Annotated in this window: 18 protein-coding genes; 6 read left to right on the plus strand and 12 right to left on the minus strand. The window is 66.0% G+C overall.

Annotated elements, in window-relative coordinates:
* The first annotated feature begins 11 nt into the window (after window positions 1-11).
* Window positions 12-1,148: an LPS export ABC transporter permease LptF gene (lptF, locus tag FGK63_RS19395; protein WP_138845393.1), complete on the plus strand. Its 1,137-nt coding sequence runs from the start codon at window positions 12-14 to the stop codon at window positions 1,146-1,148.
* Here lptF and FGK63_RS19400 read toward each other — a convergent pair whose 3' ends face one another.
* The 12 genes from FGK63_RS19400 to FGK63_RS19455 all read right to left on the minus strand — a co-directional run bounded on the left by FGK63_RS19400 (window position 1,149) and on the right by FGK63_RS19455 (window position 12,718).
* Window positions 1,149-1,412, minus strand: coding sequence for a hypothetical protein (locus FGK63_RS19400; RefSeq protein WP_138845395.1), 264 nt, complete (start codon window positions 1,410-1,412; stop codon window positions 1,149-1,151).
* Window positions 1,369-2,892, minus strand: coding sequence for a nitrite reductase (locus tag FGK63_RS19405; protein WP_138845396.1), 1,524 nt, complete (start codon window positions 2,890-2,892; stop codon window positions 1,369-1,371). Before FGK63_RS19405 ends, FGK63_RS19400 begins: the two co-directional genes overlap by 44 nt.
* Window positions 2,893-2,968: 76 nt before the next feature.
* On the minus strand, window positions 2,969-4,183 hold the full coding sequence (gene nirJ / locus FGK63_RS19410; protein WP_138845398.1) for a heme d1 biosynthesis radical SAM protein NirJ: 1,215 nt from the start codon (window positions 4,181-4,183) through the stop codon (window positions 2,969-2,971).
* Between the two features lie 4 nt (window positions 4,184-4,187).
* Window positions 4,188-4,673: a siroheme decarboxylase subunit beta gene (gene ahbB, locus FGK63_RS19415; protein ID WP_138845400.1), complete on the minus strand. Its 486-nt coding sequence runs from the start codon at window positions 4,671-4,673 to the stop codon at window positions 4,188-4,190.
* Window positions 4,670-5,122, minus strand: coding sequence for an Lrp/AsnC family transcriptional regulator (locus FGK63_RS19420; protein ID WP_138845403.1), 453 nt, complete (start codon window positions 5,120-5,122; stop codon window positions 4,670-4,672). The genes ahbB (FGK63_RS19415) and FGK63_RS19420 overlap by 4 nt, the downstream gene beginning before the upstream one ends.
* The gene (gene ahbB / locus FGK63_RS19425) at window positions 5,119-6,108 is read right to left on the minus strand and encodes a siroheme decarboxylase subunit beta (protein ID WP_138845405.1); all 990 of its coding nucleotides are present in this window, start codon (window positions 6,106-6,108) and stop codon (window positions 5,119-5,121) included. Before ahbB (FGK63_RS19425) ends, FGK63_RS19420 begins: the two co-directional genes overlap by 4 nt.
* Before the next feature lie 3 nt (window positions 6,109-6,111).
* Window positions 6,112-7,257 carry a cytochrome D1 domain-containing protein gene (locus FGK63_RS19430; protein ID WP_138845406.1) on the minus strand — a complete coding sequence of 382 codons (1,146 nt, stop codon included), beginning with the start codon at window positions 7,255-7,257 and terminating at the stop codon, window positions 6,112-6,114.
* A complete protein-coding gene (locus FGK63_RS19435) occupies window positions 7,254-7,598 on the minus strand; it encodes a c-type cytochrome (protein WP_138845408.1) in 345 nt (114 codons plus the stop codon). The genes FGK63_RS19430 and FGK63_RS19435 overlap by 4 nt, the downstream gene beginning before the upstream one ends.
* Window positions 7,591-8,358: a uroporphyrinogen-III C-methyltransferase gene (gene cobA, locus FGK63_RS19440; protein WP_138845410.1), complete on the minus strand. Its 768-nt coding sequence runs from the start codon at window positions 8,356-8,358 to the stop codon at window positions 7,591-7,593. Before cobA ends, FGK63_RS19435 begins: the two co-directional genes overlap by 8 nt.
* Before the next feature lie 231 nt (window positions 8,359-8,589).
* Window positions 8,590-9,006 carry a cupredoxin domain-containing protein gene (locus FGK63_RS19445; RefSeq protein WP_138845412.1) on the minus strand — a complete coding sequence of 139 codons (417 nt, stop codon included), beginning with the start codon at window positions 9,004-9,006 and terminating at the stop codon, window positions 8,590-8,592.
* A 60-nt stretch (window positions 9,007-9,066) separates the two neighbouring features.
* Window positions 9,067-10,878 (minus strand): NapC/NirT family cytochrome c, encoded by a 1,812-nt coding sequence (locus FGK63_RS19450; protein WP_138845414.1) that lies wholly within the window; start codon window positions 10,876-10,878, stop codon window positions 9,067-9,069.
* Window positions 10,879-11,041: 163 nt separating this feature from the next.
* Window positions 11,042-12,718, minus strand: a complete 1,677-nt coding sequence (locus tag FGK63_RS19455) for a cytochrome D1 domain-containing protein (protein WP_138845416.1) — start codon at window positions 12,716-12,718, stop codon at window positions 11,042-11,044.
* Between the two features lie 320 nt (window positions 12,719-13,038).
* Here FGK63_RS19455 and FGK63_RS19460 point away from each other — a divergent pair, with 320 nt between their 5' ends.
* From FGK63_RS19460 to FGK63_RS19480, 5 genes are all read left to right on the plus strand, one after another.
* Window positions 13,039-14,235: an NnrS family protein gene (locus tag FGK63_RS19460; RefSeq protein ID WP_138845418.1), complete on the plus strand. Its 1,197-nt coding sequence runs from the start codon at window positions 13,039-13,041 to the stop codon at window positions 14,233-14,235.
* Between the two features lie 76 nt (window positions 14,236-14,311).
* Entirely contained in the window at window positions 14,312-14,758 is a 447-nt protein-coding gene (locus tag FGK63_RS19465; RefSeq protein ID WP_138845419.1) for a nuclear transport factor 2 family protein, read from the plus strand.
* Between the two features lie 116 nt (window positions 14,759-14,874).
* Window positions 14,875-15,327: a c-type cytochrome gene (locus tag FGK63_RS19470; protein ID WP_138845421.1), complete on the plus strand. Its 453-nt coding sequence runs from the start codon at window positions 14,875-14,877 to the stop codon at window positions 15,325-15,327.
* A gap of 14 nt (window positions 15,328-15,341) precedes the next feature.
* Complete coding sequence (locus FGK63_RS19475) at window positions 15,342-16,742, plus strand: cbb3-type cytochrome c oxidase subunit I (protein ID WP_138845423.1); 1,401 nt, start codon at window positions 15,342-15,344, stop codon at window positions 16,740-16,742.
* Window positions 16,743-16,744: 2 nt separating this feature from the next.
* Complete coding sequence (locus tag FGK63_RS19480; protein ID WP_246044092.1) at window positions 16,745-17,554, plus strand: CbbQ/NirQ/NorQ/GpvN family protein; 810 nt, start codon at window positions 16,745-16,747, stop codon at window positions 17,552-17,554.
* Window positions 17,555-17,559: the final 5 nt, after the last annotated feature.

Here is a 17,559-nt window from a genome sequence, read left to right on the forward strand (position 1 = left end):
GATGGAGTCACATGTCGCGTTTCGATGGATATTTCCTGCGGCAGTTGCTTTTGCTGTTCGGTTTTTTCACGCTGGTTCTGGTCGGCGTGTTCTGGATCACCCGCTCGGTCAGCCTGTTCGACCGCGTCATCAGCGGCGGCCAGTCGGCGATGGTCTTTCTCGAATTCACCGCCCTGACGCTGCCCACGCTGATCCGCACGGTGATGCCGATGGCGGTCTTCGCCGCCGCCGTCTACGCCACCAACCGCCTCAACCGCGAAAGCGAGCTGACCGTCATGCTCGCCACCGGCTCCAGCCCGTGGAAACTGGCGCGGCCGGTCTTCACCTTCGGCCTGATCGCGGGGCTGATGATGGCGGCGATCAGCGTCTACCTGCGCCCGACCGCGGTGGCGCAGCTGGAACAGCGCCAGCAGGAGGTCGCGGGCGACGTGACCGCCCAGTTGCTGAACGAGGGAGAGTTCCTTCATCCCGCGGACGGCGTCACGGTCTATATCGGGCGCATCGACCGGGACGGCACCCTGCACGACGTCTTCGTCTCGGACCGGCGCGACCCGGACCTGCCCGTGACCTATTCCGGCTCCCGCGCCTTCCTGGTCGGCGGCGAGACCGGGATCAACCTGGTCATGCTCGAAGGCGTCGCACTGCGCTACGACATCGCCGCGCGCACGCTGTCCTCGACCCAGTTCGAGGACGCGTCCTATGACATCTCCTCGCTGACCAGCGGCAGCGGCCTTTATGAACGCAGCATTGGCGCCATACCGACGATGGAACTGATCACGGACCGCGCGTCAATCACCGATACGGAGCGGTTCACCGAAGGCGACCTGATCGAGGAACTGCACCAGCGGTTCTCCTGGATCGCCATCAGCGTGGCGGTGGCCCTGGTGGGCTTTTCGACGCTGATGCTGGGCGGGTTTTCCCGGTTCGGCCTCTGGCCGCAGATCCTGGGCGCCTTCACCATTCTGGTGTTTCTCGAAGGCGTGCGCGGCCTCGTCTCGCCCGTCGTCATCGCCCGCCCGGAAACCTGGTGGCTGCTCTACCTTCCGGCGATTCTCGGCGGTCTCGTCTCCTGCCTGTTCCTCGCGGTTTCGGGCCGGCCGCTGCTGCGGCGGCGCACCCGCGCGCAGGCCCAGCCCGCGGCCGCGTGACTAGCCGTCGGCCTCGTCCATCAGGCTGCGCACCCAGCGCCCCGCGGCCCAGGTCGCCGGGATCCCCAGCGGCACGGACCACAGCACTGCGTCCACCGGGCCGATCGCGGAATAGCCCAGCCCGTGCGCGATCAGCCCCGCCAGGAACAGGTTGATCGCCACCGCCCCGGCGGAAAACGGGTAGAGAACCAACGCCAGTTTCCAGACCGGCCAGCGCCCGTCAGTGGCTGGTTCCTTCCGAGAAGGTGATCTTGTTCCAGACATTGTATTTCCCCGAGGGTTTGCGCATCGGCAGCCGCCGGATCTCCTCCAGCGTCTTGGCATCATAGACGATCACCGCGCCGTCGTCCTCCCAGACCGACACCAGCGCATGGCTGCCGTCCTTGGTGAACTCCACATGCGCCACGGTCTTGCCCGGCGCGGGCCGCAGCGTCTCGACGATCTCGAGGCTCTGCTTGTCGATCACGTGCATCGCGTCCTTGTTCTCGCCGAAGAACACGTCGACCCAGACATAGGGCGAGTTCTCGTGGCTGCGCATGAAGAAGCCGGGGCCTTCGGTCTTGATCCGCTTGACGGTTTCCCAGCTGTCCATGTCGATCACCGACACCACGCCATCGGTCAGGTGCGGCGTAGCCATCACCGTCGTGTCGCCGTGTTTCCAGGTGATGCCCGATCCCAGGTGCGGCATCCCTGGCAGGTCCAGATCGGCCACCTTGTGCCCGATCACCAGGTCGATCACCTGGCCGCCCTTGCCGTCCCGCGACGCGCCCATGACATGCTCGTAGGCCTGGTCGAAGAAAAAGTCGTCCAGATAGTCCGGCGTGGTGATCTTGCGCACCGGAAACGGCGTGGTGTTGGGCGCCGGGCCCTCGATCCGCCAGTCATGGGCAAAGCCGTAATGCGGCGGGTTGGGACCGTAGAACACTTCCCAGATCTCCGGCACGTCCTTCAGCGCCAGCACGAAGCTTTCGCGCGGCGGCGCCTGGTAGACGGCCGATACCCGGCTGGGCGTGCCGTCCTTGCCTTTGACCTCGCGCACGGTGCCGACGCTCAGATCCTCGGTCGACAGGATGGTCAGCGAATTGGGCAGGTAGTTCGCCACCGCCAGCCACTTGCCGTCATGGCTCATGGCGATGTTGCGGCTGTTGACGCCCGCGCGCACCCGCCCCACCTGCTGCAGCGCCCAGAGGTCGTATTTCTGCACCCAGCCGTCTCGCGACATGATGAAGACATAGCGCCCGTCGGGGCTGAACTTGGGCCCGCCATGCACGGCAAACGGGGTCTCGAAACGGTCCAGCACCTCGAACGTGTCGCCATCCAGAACCGAGACATGGTGATCGCCGGTCTCCACCGCCAGCGTGATGTTCATCGGGTCGCTGTCCCAGACCGGCGCATCGACCGCCACGTAATCCTCGTCCAGCGTGCGGCTGGCCATGATCTCGGCCTCGCCCCATACCGGCGAGGTCTCCAGCGGCGTCTTCAGCCAACCCGCCAGTTCCTCGATCCTCAGCGCGTCAAGCTCATGGGAAAAGGCGGGCATCTGCGTGGCCGCGCGCCCCTCGGCGATCACCTCGGCGATGCGCGGCCCGCGCATCCGCTTCAGCGTCTCGGGGATCAGCGCCGGGCCCAGCCCGCCCAGGCGGGTGTCACCGTGGCATTCGGCGCAATGATCGGCATAGTCCTCGGCGGGCCCCGCAAGGGCCGGCGCCGCCATCACAGCCGAGCACAACAGCCCGATCTTCATCTTTTTCCAAATACTCCCGCCGGAGGCTCCCGCACGGGCCGCGCGCGCAGCCGTCGCGGTGCTGGGCGCGGATGTTTCAGTAGAACCGGTGTGCCGGGTCATGGCTCTTTCCTCGGAATGGCGTGACTTGCAGGCGCTCGGCCGCGTCGCTCACGCCGATCTCTTCATTCGACAGGTAGCAGGCCGGGTCCTCGGCCCAGGGATCGCCGGTCAGCTGCAGCGCCCGGATGCGGGTGTTGCCGCCGCAGACATCGCGCAGCGCGCAGGCTCCGCATCGGCCTTTCAGCGGCCGCGGTCGGGTGCGCAGCAGCTCCAGCATCTTGTCGCCGCCGGTCCACAGCTCGGAAAACGGCGTCTGCTTGACGTTGCCCACGGTGTAGTCCGACCAGTAGGTGTCGGGATGCACCCGGCCCAGGTTGTCGATGTTGGCGACGCCCAGCCCCGACGAGTTGCCGCCCCAAGCCGCCAGGTGGCTGCGCACATGCGCCTCCTTCTCGGCGTCGAAATTCTCGCGTACCCAGTTCAGGAAATACCCCGCGTCGGCGTCGTTGTTGCCGGTGACGATATCCAGCGGACGCCCGCCCGAAGCGGCCGCCCAGGCCCGCTCCAGCAGCAGGTCCAGCGCCCGGCGCGTGCGCAGGTGCTCGGCATCCTCGCTGCGGTTCTTGTCGCCGCGCCCGGCATAGACGAGATGGCTCAGGTAGAACTTGTCCACGCCCTCGTCGTCGCAGAGCTTCAGCAGGTCGGGAAGGTGCTGGTGGTTTCCCTCGGTCAGGGTAAAGCGCAGGCCGACCTTGATGCCGCGCTTCTTGCATTCGCGCACCCCGCGCAGCGCGTCGGCAAAGGCGCCCTCGACGCCGCGGAACCAGTCGTTGGTGGCGCCGATCCCGTCGATCGAGATGCCGACATAGTCGAAGCCGATCTCCGCCACGCGGTCGGCGGTCTCGCCATGGATCTTGGTGCCGTTCGTCGACAGCGCCAGCATCCGCACCAGTTGCCGGGCGCGGGAGGCGATCGCGAACAGGTCCTTGCGGTCCAGCGGTTCCCCACCCGAGAGGATCAGGGCCGGGACGCAAAATTGGCCCAGATCCTCAAGGGTTTCCATGGCTTGCTCATGGCTGAGCTCGCCGGGGAACTCGACATCCGCCGAGACGGTGTAGCAGTGGCGGCATTTCAGGTTGCAGCGCCGGGTCAGGTTCCAGATCACCACCGGTTTCACCGGGCCCTTGCCGCGCTTGCGGACCGGGGTCGGCTCGACCAGCTGGTGCATGTATTCGGTCAGGCGGAACATCGTCTCAGCCTTTCTGGCGGAGCCGCAGCCCCGTCTTTTTCAGGATTCGGGTCGAATAGAGGATGTCGCAGCCCCGCAGCGCCGCGCCCAGCAGGGCGCGGATCTCGGCGCGTTTCTCCTCGACTTCCTCGCGCGAGTCGCCATGGACCATGGCGAACAGGTTGTAGGGCCAGTCCGGCAGGGCGCGGGGCCGTTCGTAGCAATGGGTGACGTAGGGCAGGGCGCCCACCTGCGCGCCAAGCTCGGCGATGCGGGCATCCTCCACGTCCCAGACCGTCATGCCGTTGGCGGTCATGCCCAGCTTGTAATGGTTGGGCGCGGCGGCGATGCGGCGGATCACGCCGCGCGCCTTCATCGACCCGATGCGCGCCATCAGGTCGGGTTCGGGCATCCCGATCTGCGCCGCCACATGGGCATAGGGCGCCGGCACCAGCGGCAGGCCGCCCTGCAGCGCCTCGATGATCCGCCTGTCTGTGCTGTCGATTTTCATGCCGCGACCCGGAACCCGATGAAGAACTCTTGCAGTTTGGGGAAACGGAGGACTTGCACCCCCGTCTCCCGTTCGATCGCATCGGCGCAGGCTCCGATCCCCTCGGGCGTTTCGGTAGCCAGGACGAACCACATGTTCAGCCGGTGCGTGCGCTCATAATTGTGCGCCACCTCCGCGTGCGCATTGACTTTGGTCAGGACCGTCTCGAAATCCTCCTCCGGCACCGCCATGGCGCAGAGGCAGAAGGCGCCGCCCATGGCGGCGGCGTCGAAAAAGGGGCCGAACCGGGTGATCACCCGCTCGTCCTTCATGCGGGCCAGCCGTTCAAGCAGATCGTCCTCGGTGATACCCAGCTGCGCCGCCACATCCGCATAGGGATGCGCGGTCAGCGGCAGATCGTCCTGCATCCGGTTCAGGATCGCGCGGTCGGTTGCGTCCAGCGGCGTCATGCGGCCACCTCCCTGGCTTTGATCAGTGCGCCGGTCTGCTTGAAGCAGCGGGTCGAGAACAGCACCTTGTGCGCCGCGCCCGCAAGCTCGGGCAATTCGACCGCGCCGGCCAGCACGCCGCGCGCCTCGGGGCGCGAGCGGGCGTGGATCATGCAATACAGCCGGTAGGGCCAGACCCCTTCGACGGGGCGGCGCTCGTAGCACAGCGTCACGCCCGGATGCGCGGCCAGCGCCGGCCCGGCGGTGGCGACCCGCTCGGCCGGCAGATCCCAGACCACCATCGCGTTGGCGGACCATCCCAGCGCACGATGCCGCACGATCACGCCCAGGCGCGAAATGATCCCGGCGCCGTGCAGCGCGGTGATCCGCTCCATGACGTCGGTTTCGTCGCGCCCCAGCGATCTGGCGAGCGCCGCATAGGGATCGGCCACCAGCGTCAGGCCGGAACTCAGCGCCTGCAGCAGGTCGCGGTCGCCGTCCCGCATCGCGGTCCGGTCCACCTTGCGCGCGCTGGGCACCCGCGGCGTCGCCGCCGACATCCGAAAGCCGAGATCGACGTTGAACGGGCGCACCAGCCGCAGGTCGAGCACCTCCAGCCCCGTCCGCCGCCCGATCCGCGCCAGCGTGTCGTTGACGTGCTCGCGGTCGGGTCCGGTGGCGACGAACCAGAGGTTCCAGTCATCCTCGCGCTGATAGTTGTGATTGACGCCCGGCTCGGCGTCGATCAGCGCCGCGACCTCCTCGATCCGCTCCTCCGGCGCGGCCACCGCGGCCAGCGTGCTGGCCGACACGGTCCCGGGCGCGATCGTCGCGCCGACGCGGGTGATCCGGCCCGCCGCGCGCATCCGCGCCAGCCGGTCGATCACGTCGGCCTCGTCCAGCTCCAGCGCATCGGCCAGAACCTTGAACGGGCGCTCGGTGACGGGAAAGTCGCGCTGCCAGTCATCCAGCAGGCTGCGGTCCTTGGGATCGGTGATGTGGCACATGCGTCAAAGCCCCGTCCTGTGCGCGCGTGCTGTGAAGAAGATGCCCGAGGGGCTCTCTGCCTCGATTTCGCGCAGTTTCTCAAAGGTTTGCGTGTCGTAGACCATGACCTTGCCCGCGTCCCTCACGCTCAGCCAGACCTCGTGGCCGCGCGGCGTGAACTCCATGTGCAGCACCGCCGGTCCCGGCTTGAACTCGTGGACGACCTGCTTGGTCAGCGTGTCGATCACCTGGATCGTGTCGTTCAGCGGGTGGGCGAAATTCACCCAGACCTGCCGCCCGTCGGGGCGCGCCATGGCAAAGACCGGCTGGCCATAGGTCTTGGTCCGCCCGGTTTCCGTGAGTGTGGAGGCATCGACCCATAGCACCTCGTGATGCCCGACGGCCGGCAGGACGAACTCGTCGCCGGTATGCGCCCAGCCTTCCAGATGCGGCATCTTGTAGACCGGCATCTCCTGCTGCCCCCGGCCATAGCCGGGCAGCACCCGGATCGGCTCGGGGTTTTCGGACCACAGGTCCAGCGCCGTCAGCCCGTCCTCTCCGAACAGGCCGGTGATGTAGGTGCGGCCATTGGCGGTGATCAGCGCGTCATAGGGGTTGGCCCCCATGTCGGTGATCTTGGTGATCTGCGGGTCGGCGCCGGCGAAATCGGCGATCCATGTCTCGCCCGAATCCCACATGGTGAAGACAAAGCGCCGGCCCGGCGCATCGACCAGGCCGATGGTCTTGCTGCCGGTGGGGATGTCCGCGACCATCTCAAGCGTGTCCGCATCGAAGACGCGCACCCCGCCCGGCTCGTAATTCGACACCGCGACCAGCTTGCCGTCATCCGAGATGGCGCCGCCGATGGCGTTGCCCGCCTGCACGACGCGATTCACGATCTTCCGGGTGACGATGTCGACCTTCGTAAGCCCGCCGTCGCGCCCGAAGATATAAGCGAACTGCTGATCCGGCGAATAGACCAGCGAGGCATGGGACAGATCGCCCAAGCCCTCGATGCGGGCCAGCGCCGCGCGGTCCGACTGGTCCACCAGCAGCACCGATCCGGTGGCGCGTTCGATCACCAGCCCCAGATCGCCGGTGGCCGTGGGCTCGGCATGTGCGGTGGTTGCCAGAAGGGCGGCCATCAGGCCGAATGCAAGGCGTCTCATTGCTCCTCCGGGGTCAGCAGGTAATGGGCGATCCACTCGGCCTCTTCCTGGGTCATCAGGGGCCGCCAGGGCGGCATGGCGGTGTCGGGAATGCCGTCCAGGATCACGTCCATCAGGACGTCCACGTCGTAATGCTGCAGGTTTTCGGCGCGCAGGTCGGGCCCCAGCCCGCCCTTCAGCGACAGGCCGTGGCACGAGCCGCAGTCCTGGTGCACCAGGCGTTTCAGGGCGGCGGGGTCGATCGTTTCGGCGGCAAAGGCCGAGGTCGCGACGAACACGGCCCCCGTCAGCAGGGTCCGCGCGGTCCAGCCGCGTTTGGGTCTGCGGATGACGTCAGCCATGGGCTTCCACCTGTTCGACAAGCTCGGCCAAAGGCGCTTCAGCATACAGCGACACCACCTTGCCGATGATGAAAAGGGTCGGGGCCGTCAGTTTTGCCTCGCGCACGTCCGCGGCCACCCGGTCGAGGCGCGAGACCAGCCGGCGCTCCTCGGGCGTGGTGGCGCGGCCGACCGCAAGAACCGGGGTCGAACCCGGCAGGTTCTCGGTCATCAGCCCCATGGCGATCTGGCCGATATTGGCCACGCCCATATAGACGACCAGCGTGCTGTCGGGATCGGCCAGACGCTTCCAGTCCAGGTCCAGAACCTTGTCCGCCTGCCGGTGGCCGGTGACGTACTGGACCGAAGTCGCAAGCCCGCGATGGGTCAACGGCACGCCGGTCGAGCAGCTTGCCCCCTGCGCCGCGGTGATGCCGGGCGCGTATTCCACCGCTATGCCATGCGCGGCCAGATAGGCGGCCTCCTCCGAGCCGCGGCCGAAGATCATCGGGTCGCCGCCCTTGAGCCGGGCCACCCTGTGGCCGGCGCGCGCCTGTTCCAGCAGGATGTCGTTGATCCGCTCCTGCGGCACGGTGTGGCACTTGGGGGCCTTGCCGACCGGGATCATCAGCGCCCGTTCCGGGCTCATGGCGAGAATGTCGGCCGAGACCAGCCGGTCATAGACCACGACATCGGCTTCGCGCAGCATGCGGATCGCGCGCATGGTCATCAGTTCGGGGTCGCCGGGGCCGGCGCCGATGAGGAAAACTCTACCGCTCATTTGAAATCTCGCTCGTCCAGAAAGTGGCGGGATCCGGTCGCCCCGCCGCATCCCGCGCAGCCGCGGGGCGGGCTGCGGAACAACGAGAGATGGCTGGGCGAACCGGGCGTTTCATGAGGGCAGACTGGCCGATGTCAAAAGAGGTTGCCTTGACATAAGTTAAGGAGCGCGGGAAATGCCCCCGCGCTCCTTCGCTGCCTGTATCTCTGCCTCGGTTCCCGGTACTTCGCGTCAGGGTTCGACGGTGACCATTCCGATCATGTCCTGGGTTTCCCAATGCGGCCCGCAGAGATAGTCCTGCGGCCCCGGCGTCAGGAATGTCAGCTCCACCGATTCCTCGGGAAAGGCCCGGTCCGTTTCCGGCATGCTGCCGTCCTTCAGCAGCACGCTGTGGCTGGTGCGCTTGTCCACGTTGACCCAGCGCACCGTGGTGCCGACCTTGACGGTCAGCTCGGCTGGGCAGAAGTTGTACTGGTACATCAGCACGACCTCCACATCCTCGACCTCGGCCGAAGGCTGGCCGAACAGTTCGACATACCGCTCCTCGGCCTCGGCGCAGATCGCGGCCTTGTCCTCGTCCTTCGCGGCTGCGGGAAACGCCGCCGCCGCCGACAGCAGTATCGCGGGAAGAAGGCTTGAGTTTCGCATGTCCGATGTCTCCTTTCCGGCTGGGGAACGGCGGCCGGAAATCCCGGCCGCCGCGTTTTCCTATTGCTTCACCACATTGATGATGGCGGATGCGTCATCAAGTGCAAGGCTGGTGTCCAGCGTCACGTGGTGGAAGCGGGCCGCCGCGAAGTCGTCGTGGATCGCGAAGCCGACCGTGTATGTCTGGCCCGGAACCAACGGGACGTCGCCCGGCGCGCCGTTGTCCAGCGGACGCGAGAACACCACCGTCCACATGCCGCCGTCCAGGCTGGCCTCGGCGGCGATCTCGCCGTCGTTCTCCACCCGGCGTTCCAGCAGGTAGCCGTTGCTGGCGCTGCCATCGGCATAGACGCGCAGCAGGTCGAGATAGGTGCCGTCCTTCAGGTACTGCTCGATCTCGGCCTCGGCCTTCAGCAGGTCCCAGCCGCCCAGCGGCTTGTCGCCACGGCCCTTGATCTCGATGTCGGTCCGGCTTTCGCTGAGGTACTTGGTGACCGTTCCCTCGGCCTGCAGACGGCCCGCGACATCGCCATTGGCCGCGATCGCGTCGGCGCCCGGATCGAAGGGCATGAAGGTGTTGTCCGCGTGGCACGAGGCCCAGCAGCCCACCTGATCCCCCATCTCGATTCCGGTGCCGGTGATCATCATGGCGACCTTGATCTGGTTCTCCGGATCCATCTTGCCGCCATCGACGAAGGGCGCGGGGTTGTGCCCGGCATCCGGCCACTGCATGCGGACATAGAGGTTCTCTCCGTCATGCGCCGCCTGCACCGTGGCGTCGATCACGCCGCGCTTGCCCGGGATCGGGGTCGGCTCCAGGTCGCCGCCGGCCACCAGCTTGTTGCCGATCGCGTCAAGCTCCTTGGCGTGGCAGGTCGAACATGCGTCGCCACCCTTGGTCAGCGGACGCGCGCCGCCGTGGTTCTTGCCGTTCTGCACCCACTCGAAAGACGCCTGGCCGGGATAGAACAGCTTCATTTCCGCTCCGGCAACGGCGTTCCAGTCGATGTTCGACGCGACGTCGCCGCCTGCGGCCGCCGCACCGGCGCCGCCGGCGCCATCGCTTCCGGACGCCTCGCCATTGGCCTTGGCGCGTTCCTCGGCCACCGCCGAATCGACGGCCGCGGCGATCTGGGCCTGAACCGCTTCCTGCTGGGCCTGCTTGGCGGCCTTTTCAGCCTCGGCCGCTTCGGCCTCCTTCGCCTCGATCCGGGCCAGGCTTTCCAGGTAGGCCGCCGGGATCTCGCGGACGAATTTCGGGTTCGGCGCCTCGAGTTTCTCAAGATATTCTTCGGCCGCCCGGTCGCGGGCGTCGGAATGCGCGATGCCCTTGTGGCAGTCGATGCAGGTCTGGCCGGCTTCCATCGCGTTCAGGTGCTGCTGCCGCGCCCGCGGTTTCTGGAACTCGGGCATCATCGATTCGAAGTTGTGGCAGTTGCGGCATTCGCGCGAGTCGTTGGCCTTCATCCGCTCCCATTCGTTCATCGCCAGATGCAGGCGCTTGGCCTCGAACTTCTCGCGCGTGTTGATGGTGCCGACCATCTTGCCGTAAAGTTCGCGGGACGCCTTGATCTTGCGGATGATCTTGTGGGTCCAGTCCTTGGGCACGTGGCAGTCGGAACAGACCGCGCCGACGCCCGACCGGTTCACGTCGTGGATCGTGCCCTTGTATTCCTCGTAGACGAAATTCTCCATCTCGTGGCACGAGATGCAGAACTCCTTGGTGTTGGTGGCTTCCATGGCGGTGTTGAAACCGCCCCAGAAGATGATGCCGGCGACAAAGGCCCCGGCTAGCCCGGCCAAAGGCATTCCCCACAGGAAATACCGGCGCCAGATGGGCTTCTTTTCTTCCTTGTCGGTGGGCTGGGTCATTTCCAGGCTCCGTCTTGGCTTTCTTCTCTGGCCTTGGGTGACAGGCCGGTTGCGTTGCTGTGTTCTGGACCCTGGCGCGTCGCGGCATGTCTGATCCGCGAGGCCGGGAACGGGAAAGGGGCGGGCGCGGGGCCCGCCCCTTCCGTCGGCAGATGCCTATGCGTCAGGTGACGTGGTTCGAACGGTTGTAGACGTTGAACTTGCCGGTCGGGGCGAACAGCCCGTCGATGCGGCCGATTTCCTCAAGCGTCTCGGCGTCGAAGATCACGATCTGACCGTTGGGTTCCTTCGAGTCCGACAGGTTCCACTTGGAAACCCAGACCTCGGTGCCGTCCTTGTTGAACTCGAAGTGGACGGCGGCGCTGCCTTCATCCTCGGTGATCTGGATCGTCTTGACGATCTCGCCGGTCTCCTTGTCGATGACCTGCACCGACTGCTGGATCTCGGGCTCGGGGTGCTTGGTCTGGTCAGCCCACACGTACTTGGAATTCGGGTGCGTGCGGATGAACAGGCCGGGCCCGTCGGTTTCGACCTCGTAGCAGACTTTCCAGGCGTCGTCCGGGCGGTTCTCCGGATCGTTGCCCCAGACGGTCACGGTGCCGACGCCAAGGTGGGTCGTACCGGCCACCGGGCCGCAATTCGGATCGTCCCAGTTGGCGCCCGGGCCGGGGTGCGGCAGGGCGGCGGTGTCGATCAGCGCCTCGAGCTTGCGCTCCTTGGTGTCGACGACGACCATCTGGTTCGACGCGTTCGCGGCGATCTGGAAGTACCGGCCTGTCGGGTCGAAGAACCCGTCATGCAGGAACTTGGAGCTGTCGATCTTGTCGATCCGCAGGTTGTCCAGGTCGGAATAGTCCACCTGCCAGATCTGCCCCAGCTCCTTCACGGCGACCAGCCAGGTCGGCTCGTGCGGGGTGGTGTAGATCGCGGCCACGCGGCTTTCTTCCACGTAATCGCCGTCGATGTTCATGCCGCGCGTCGAAACCACCTTGAGCGGCTCCATGGTCTGCGCGTCCACGATCGCGAAGTGCGGAGGCCAGTAGCCGCCACCGATCACGTATTTGCCGTCGCCGGAAATGGCCACGTCGCGGGCGTCGTAGGCGATCTTGACTTCGGAAACCAGCATCTTGTCCGGCGTCTGCCAGAGGTCGATCTTGGTCATCTTGCCGTCGCGGCCCATGGTGTACCAGAAGCGGCCCGGGTTTTCCGGTTCGCTGATCGAGTGGTGCTCGGACGCCTTGATCACGTGCACGGCATAGCCGGTCGGGATGTGGGTCAGGACCTCCTTGGTGTCGCCGTCGATGATGGCCACCTTGCCCACGTCGCGTTCGATCACGACGAAGAAGTTTTCCCAGTTGCGGCCATGCAGCGGCTCGGTCGGATAGTCGGCCTCCTCCACATAGACCTTGCGGGTCTGCTTCATCTGCTCAAGCGACATCTCCGGCGGCTTCGGCGGCTCCATCATGATGTAGGTCGCCATGTCGCGGATCTCGTCCTCGGTCATGATGTCCGAGAAGTTGTTCATGCCGCCCTCGGTGCCCCAGGCGATGATCTTTTCAAGACGTTCCTGGCCGAGTTTGAGGGTGCCGCCCTCGGTGACGGTGCCGTCGGCCGCCGTCTTCTTCCATGAGGGCTCCAGGCCCTTGCCGGTGGCGCCTTTGCGCAGAACGCCGTGACAGCCGGCGCATTGTTCAAAGTAGAGTTGCTTGGAGGCCTCGAAAGCTTCCTCGCTGAGCGTTGGCTCTTCGGCGAAGGCTGGTGCGGCAACAGTGCCCAGCAGCATCGCCAACCCGGCGCCATAGGCGCGCCCGGTTTTCTTGTAGCTGATTCCAAGTGACATGATCACTCTCCATATGCGTGGTGAGGCAGGGCAGAGACTGCGGCAAGGGGGGGTGGTGCCGCCTTGACAAAAGTCAACGATGCTCTCGGAAACGTGAAACGGGGGGGAGTGTCATCCGGACGCAGGGGCGCTCGGCCCACACCCGCGGCGATTTTGGCCGCAGGATTTGATTTTGGTTAAGTGCGGCGGGCCGCTCCGCCGGTAGAGGTCGGTTTCGCGGGGCCGTGCGCATCATTCCATGCGCGCGCCCGCGATAGGGGTCTCATCGGTTTCGCGCCCGGCATTCCCCGATGCGCAGTCCGGGCCAGAGGAGAAAACGAATGTCGGCTGTTGTCGGACGTGTGATGGGCGAGGGGTTCCGGGTGTTCTTCCTGTCCGCCGGGCTCTATGGCGTGTTCACCGGACTGGTCTGGGGAATATGGCTGGCGATGCAGGCCGGCGGCGCGTCGATGGGCGAGCCGTCCTATGCCATGTCACCGGCGATGTGGCACGCGCATGAAATGATCTTCGGCTATTCCACGGCGGCGCTGGGCGGCTTCTTCCTGACCGCTGTGCCGAACTGGACCGGCGCGCCGGGCGCCCGCGCCGCCTACATCTCGGCTGCGGCGGGGCTCTGGCTGGCGGGGCGGATGGCGATGTGGTTCTCGGCGTCGCTGGCGCCCTGGCTGGTGGCGGCGGCGGATCTCGCCTTCGTGCCGGTCCTCGCCGTCAAGATCGCCTCGCAGCTGCTGCGCCGCCCGAAACCGCAGAACATGGTCTTCCTGGCCCTGCTCGCCTTCATCTGGACCGCCAACCTGATGACGCATCTCGAATGGCTGGGCCTGACCGGCGACACGCTCGGCACCGGGCTGCGGGCCGGGCTGCTGACGCTGTGTTCGATGATCGCCATTCTCGGCGGGCGGATCACCCCGGCCTTCACCCGCAACGCCATGAAGCGCGACGGCGAGCCGGAAGAGGCCTGGCCGGTCAGCGTCGAGCGGCTGGAAAAGACCAGCCTGATTCTGGCCCTCGCCCTGCCGCCGCTGATTCTGCTCTTCGGCGCGGGGCCGCTGGCCGGCGCGCTGGCGCTGCTGCTCGGCCTGATCCAGGTTCTGCGGCTGGCCCGCTGGCGCGCCCGCTGGGCCCTGCGCCAGCCGATCCTGATCGCGCTGCACCTGGGGCTGGGAATGCTGGCCCTCGGCCTGATTCTCTGGGGGATGGCGCTGCTGGGAATCGGCAGCGAGGTGGGCGCGCTGCACGTGCTGGGAATCGGTTGCGTCGGCGGCATGACCCTGGCGGTGATGAGCCGTGCGGCGCTCGGTCACAGCGGCCGCGCGCTGGTGGCGCCGCCGCCGATGGCGCTGGCCTACGGGCTGATGGCCGCCGCCGCCTTGCTGCGCTGGGTCGGGGCCGAGTTCGGCGGGATCTACATGGCCGCGCTGCTGGCGACCGACGCGCTGTGGGTCGCCGCGTTCGGGCTCTACCTTGTCTCGATGTGGCCCGCGCTGGTCGGCCCGCGGGCGGCCAAGTCCGGCTGAAGCATCCGCCCCCGCCGTTTTGGAAATCCCCGGATCGCGGCTAGACTTGGCCGCGCAACGCGGGAGAGGACGCGGCATGAAAAAGACGCCCCGGCACGGCGCCGACAGGCTTGAGACGATCGAGAACCGACTCGGCGCGGCCGCGGTCAGCGACGCCACCGTTGCCCACAGGACCGGGGTCGTGCGATCCTACATCGCCGCGCTCAACGCCGCGAATCTCGACGCCGTCGCCGCCGTCTTCAGCGACGATGCGGTCCTGCTCGATCCCCTGGGCGCGGACCCCGTCGCCGGTCTGCCCGCGATCCGCGCCTTCTTCGCCAACGGCCCGTTCCTGCACCCGATCGACGCCGCGCTCGACGGCGAGGTCCGGGTGGCGGGCAACGCCGCCGCCTTCGCCTTCACCGCCCACTCGGACGGCAAGACCATGCGGATCATCGACGTTTTCGAATTCGACGAAAACGGCAAGGTCTCCAGGATGGTCGCGTACTGGTCCGGGGCCAACGTGTCCACCGGCGGCCGCTAGGCCATTTCTCACGTCGAAATTCTCACCGCTCTCAAACCCTTGACTTTGGTTAAGGCGCGGGCGCGCGTTCGCGGCCATGTTCCGGCTATCAGCAAAGCGGCGCAAAGGAGAGCGCAATGCGCGAAGTCATGACAAAAAGCATGGCCCGCAACATATTCTATGGCGGGTCACTGTTCTTCATACTGATCTTTCTGGCTCTGTCCTACCACTCGGTCAGATACATCAAGACCACCTCGACCAACGAGGAAACCCTGACCCACAGCGTGGCTGCGGGCAAAAAGGTGTGGGAGGACAAGACCTGCATCAACTGCCATTCCCTGCTCGGGGAAGGCGCATACTTCGCCCCTGAACTGGCGAACGTGATGGAACGCTGGGGGGTTCTGGAAGATCCCGACGCCGCCTTCGAGACCCTGAAGGGGTGGATGGAGGCGCAACCCACCGGCATCGAAGGCCGTCGTCAGATGCCGAACTTCAATCTGTCCGACGAAGAAATCCGCAATCTCAGCGACTTCCTGATCTGGACCAACACGATCGACGCTCAGGACTGGCCGCCGAATGATGCGGGATAAGGAGACTTGAGGCCATGAAATATCAATCCCAAAGAATTGCGCTGGCCTACTTTGCGGTGGCCATGGCGCTGTTTGCGGTCCAGGTGCTGGGCGGTCTGCTCGCCGGCTGGATCTATGTCGCACCCAACACGTTGTCGGAACTGCTGCCGTTCAACGTGGTCCGGATGCTCCACACCAACGCGCTGATCGTATGGCTGATCACCGGCTTCTTCGGCGCCGCCTACTTCCTGATCCCGGAAGAGGCCGAACGCGAGATCCACTCGGAAAAGATCGCCTACCTGCAGCTCGCCATCCTGGTGATCGGCACGCTGGGCGTGGTCGTGACCTACACTTTCAACCTGTTCGAAGGCCACTGGCTGCTGGGCAAGGAAGGCCGCGAATTCATCGAACAGCCGAAATGGGTCAAGGCCGGCATCGTGGTGGCCGCGCTTCTGTTCCTCTACAACGTCACCATGACGGTGCTGCAGGGCAAGAAGACCGCGATCACCAACATCCTGCTCCTGGGTCTCTGGGGCCTGGCGCTGCTGTTCCTGTTCAGCTTCTACAACCCCGAGAACCTGGCCCTCGACAAGATGTTCTGGTGGTACATCGTCCACCTGTGGGTCGAAGGCGTCTGGGAACTCATCATGGCGTCGATCCTCGCCTACCTGATGCTCAAGCTGACGGGCGTCGACCGCGAGATCGTCGAGAAATGGCTCTATGTCATCGTTGCCGCCGCCCTGTTCTCGGGCATCCTCGGCACCGGCCACCACTACTACTGGATCGGCACCCCCGGTTACTGGCAGTGGATCGGTTCGATCTTCTCGAGCCTCGAGGTGGTTCCCTTCTTCGCGATGATGGCCTTCGCCTTCGTCATGGTCTGGAAAGGCCGTCGTGACCACCCGAACAAGGCCGCGCTTCTGTGGTCGCTCGGCTGCGCCACGCTCGCCTTCTTCGGCGCCGGCGTCTGGGGCTTCCTGCACACGCTGCACGGGGTGAACTACTATACCCACGGCACGCAGATCACCGCGGCGCACGGCCACCTGGCCTTCTTCGGAGCCTATGTCGCGCTGAACCTCGCCATCTTCAGCTACGCCATGCCGATCCTGAAGAACCGCGATCCCTACAACCAGGTGCTCAACATGGCATCGTTCTGGCTGATGGCCGGCGGCATGACCTTCATGACCTTCGTGCTGACCTTCGCCGGTACGATCCAGACGCACCTGCAGCGGGTCCTCGGCGACTACTACATGGACGTTCAGGACCAGCTGGCGATCTTCTACTGGATGCGCTTCGGCTCCGGCCTGGTGTTCGTGATCGGCGCGCTGCTGTTCATCTACGCCATCTGGATGCCGCGGAAAGAGGTTGTTGAACCCGGTCCGGTCGAACAGGATCGTCTCGACAAAGACCCTGACCACGTGGCTGCGGAGGGATGATCATGGACGGTTCAATGAACCTCGGGATGGGGGCGGCAGACGCCCCCTTCTACCTCGCGCAGGGCGATGAATGCGATGTCTTCACCGCCGCGCATGAAAACAACCTGCCGGTCCTTCTGAAAGGGCCGACAGGCTGCGGCAAGACCCGCTTCGTGGCCCACATGGCCGCAAAACTGGGCCGGCCGCTCTATACCGTGGCCTGCCACGACGACCTGGCCGCCGCCGACCTGATCGGCCGCTACCTGCTGAAGGGCGGCGAAACCGTCTGGGTGGACGGGCCCCTGACCCGCGCCGTCCGCGAAGGCGCCATCTGCTATCTCGACGAGGTGGTCGAGGCGCGCAAGGACGTCACCGTGGTGCTGCACCCGCTGACGGACGACCGCCGCATCCTGCCCATCGACCGCACCGGCGAGGAACTGGTGGCCGCGCCCGGCTTCATGCTGGTGGCCTCCTACAACCCGGGCTACCAGAACATTCTCAAGACCCTCAAGCCCTCGACCCGCCAGCGGTTCATCTCGGTCGAATTCGACTTCCCCGCGCCGGATCTCGAGGCGCGCGTCGTGGCCGAGGAAAGCGGCCTGGCGCTCGACCGCTGCAAGCCGCTGATCCGGTTGGCGAACAAGCTGCGCGGGCTCAAGGGGCAGGACCTGGAAGAGGGCGTATCGACCCGTCTCGTGGTCTACGCCGCCACGCTGATCGCGCAGGGCATGTCCACCGACCGGGCCATCCTTGCCGCCATGATCGAACCTCTCACCGACGACGAGGATATCAAACGCGGGCTCCTCGATCTTGTCACGGCCGTCTTTGGGTGAGGCCG

Source organism: Ruegeria sediminis, assembly GCF_005938215.1.
Lineage (GTDB): Bacteria > Pseudomonadota > Alphaproteobacteria > Rhodobacterales > Rhodobacteraceae > Ruegeria > Ruegeria sediminis.

Coding starts and splice junctions, on each gene's coding strand:
- lptF (WP_138845393.1), top strand. CDS start 12: ATGTCGCGTTTCGATGGATATTTCCTGCGGCAGTTGCTTTTGCTGTTC.
- FGK63_RS19400 (WP_138845395.1), bottom strand. CDS start 1,412: ATGTCTGGAACAAGATCACCTTCTCGGAAGGAACCAGCCACTGACGGG.
- FGK63_RS19405 (WP_138845396.1), bottom strand. CDS start 2,892: ATGAAGATCGGGCTGTTGTGCTCGGCTGTGATGGCGGCGCCGGCCCTT.
- nirJ (WP_138845398.1), bottom strand. CDS start 4,183: ATGTTCCGCCTGACCGAATACATGCACCAGCTGGTCGAGCCGACCCCG.
- ahbB (WP_138845400.1), bottom strand. CDS start 4,673: ATGAAAATCGACAGCACAGACAGGCGGATCATCGAGGCGCTGCAGGGC.
- FGK63_RS19420 (WP_138845403.1), bottom strand. CDS start 5,122: ATGACGCCGCTGGACGCAACCGACCGCGCGATCCTGAACCGGATGCAG.
- ahbB (WP_138845405.1), bottom strand. CDS start 6,108: ATGTGCCACATCACCGATCCCAAGGACCGCAGCCTGCTGGATGACTGG.
- FGK63_RS19430 (WP_138845406.1), bottom strand. CDS start 7,257: ATGAGACGCCTTGCATTCGGCCTGATGGCCGCCCTTCTGGCAACCACC.
- FGK63_RS19435 (WP_138845408.1), bottom strand. CDS start 7,598: ATGGCTGACGTCATCCGCAGACCCAAACGCGGCTGGACCGCGCGGACC.
- cobA (WP_138845410.1), bottom strand. CDS start 8,358: ATGAGCGGTAGAGTTTTCCTCATCGGCGCCGGCCCCGGCGACCCCGAA.
- FGK63_RS19445 (WP_138845412.1), bottom strand. CDS start 9,006: ATGCGAAACTCAAGCCTTCTTCCCGCGATACTGCTGTCGGCGGCGGCG.
- FGK63_RS19450 (WP_138845414.1), bottom strand. CDS start 10,878: ATGACCCAGCCCACCGACAAGGAAGAAAAGAAGCCCATCTGGCGCCGG.
- FGK63_RS19455 (WP_138845416.1), bottom strand. CDS start 12,718: ATGTCACTTGGAATCAGCTACAAGAAAACCGGGCGCGCCTATGGCGCC.
- FGK63_RS19460 (WP_138845418.1), top strand. CDS start 13,039: ATGTCGGCTGTTGTCGGACGTGTGATGGGCGAGGGGTTCCGGGTGTTC.
- FGK63_RS19465 (WP_138845419.1), top strand. CDS start 14,312: ATGAAAAAGACGCCCCGGCACGGCGCCGACAGGCTTGAGACGATCGAG.
- FGK63_RS19470 (WP_138845421.1), top strand. CDS start 14,875: ATGCGCGAAGTCATGACAAAAAGCATGGCCCGCAACATATTCTATGGC.
- FGK63_RS19475 (WP_138845423.1), top strand. CDS start 15,342: ATGAAATATCAATCCCAAAGAATTGCGCTGGCCTACTTTGCGGTGGCC.
- FGK63_RS19480 (WP_246044092.1), top strand. CDS start 16,745: ATGGACGGTTCAATGAACCTCGGGATGGGGGCGGCAGACGCCCCCTTC.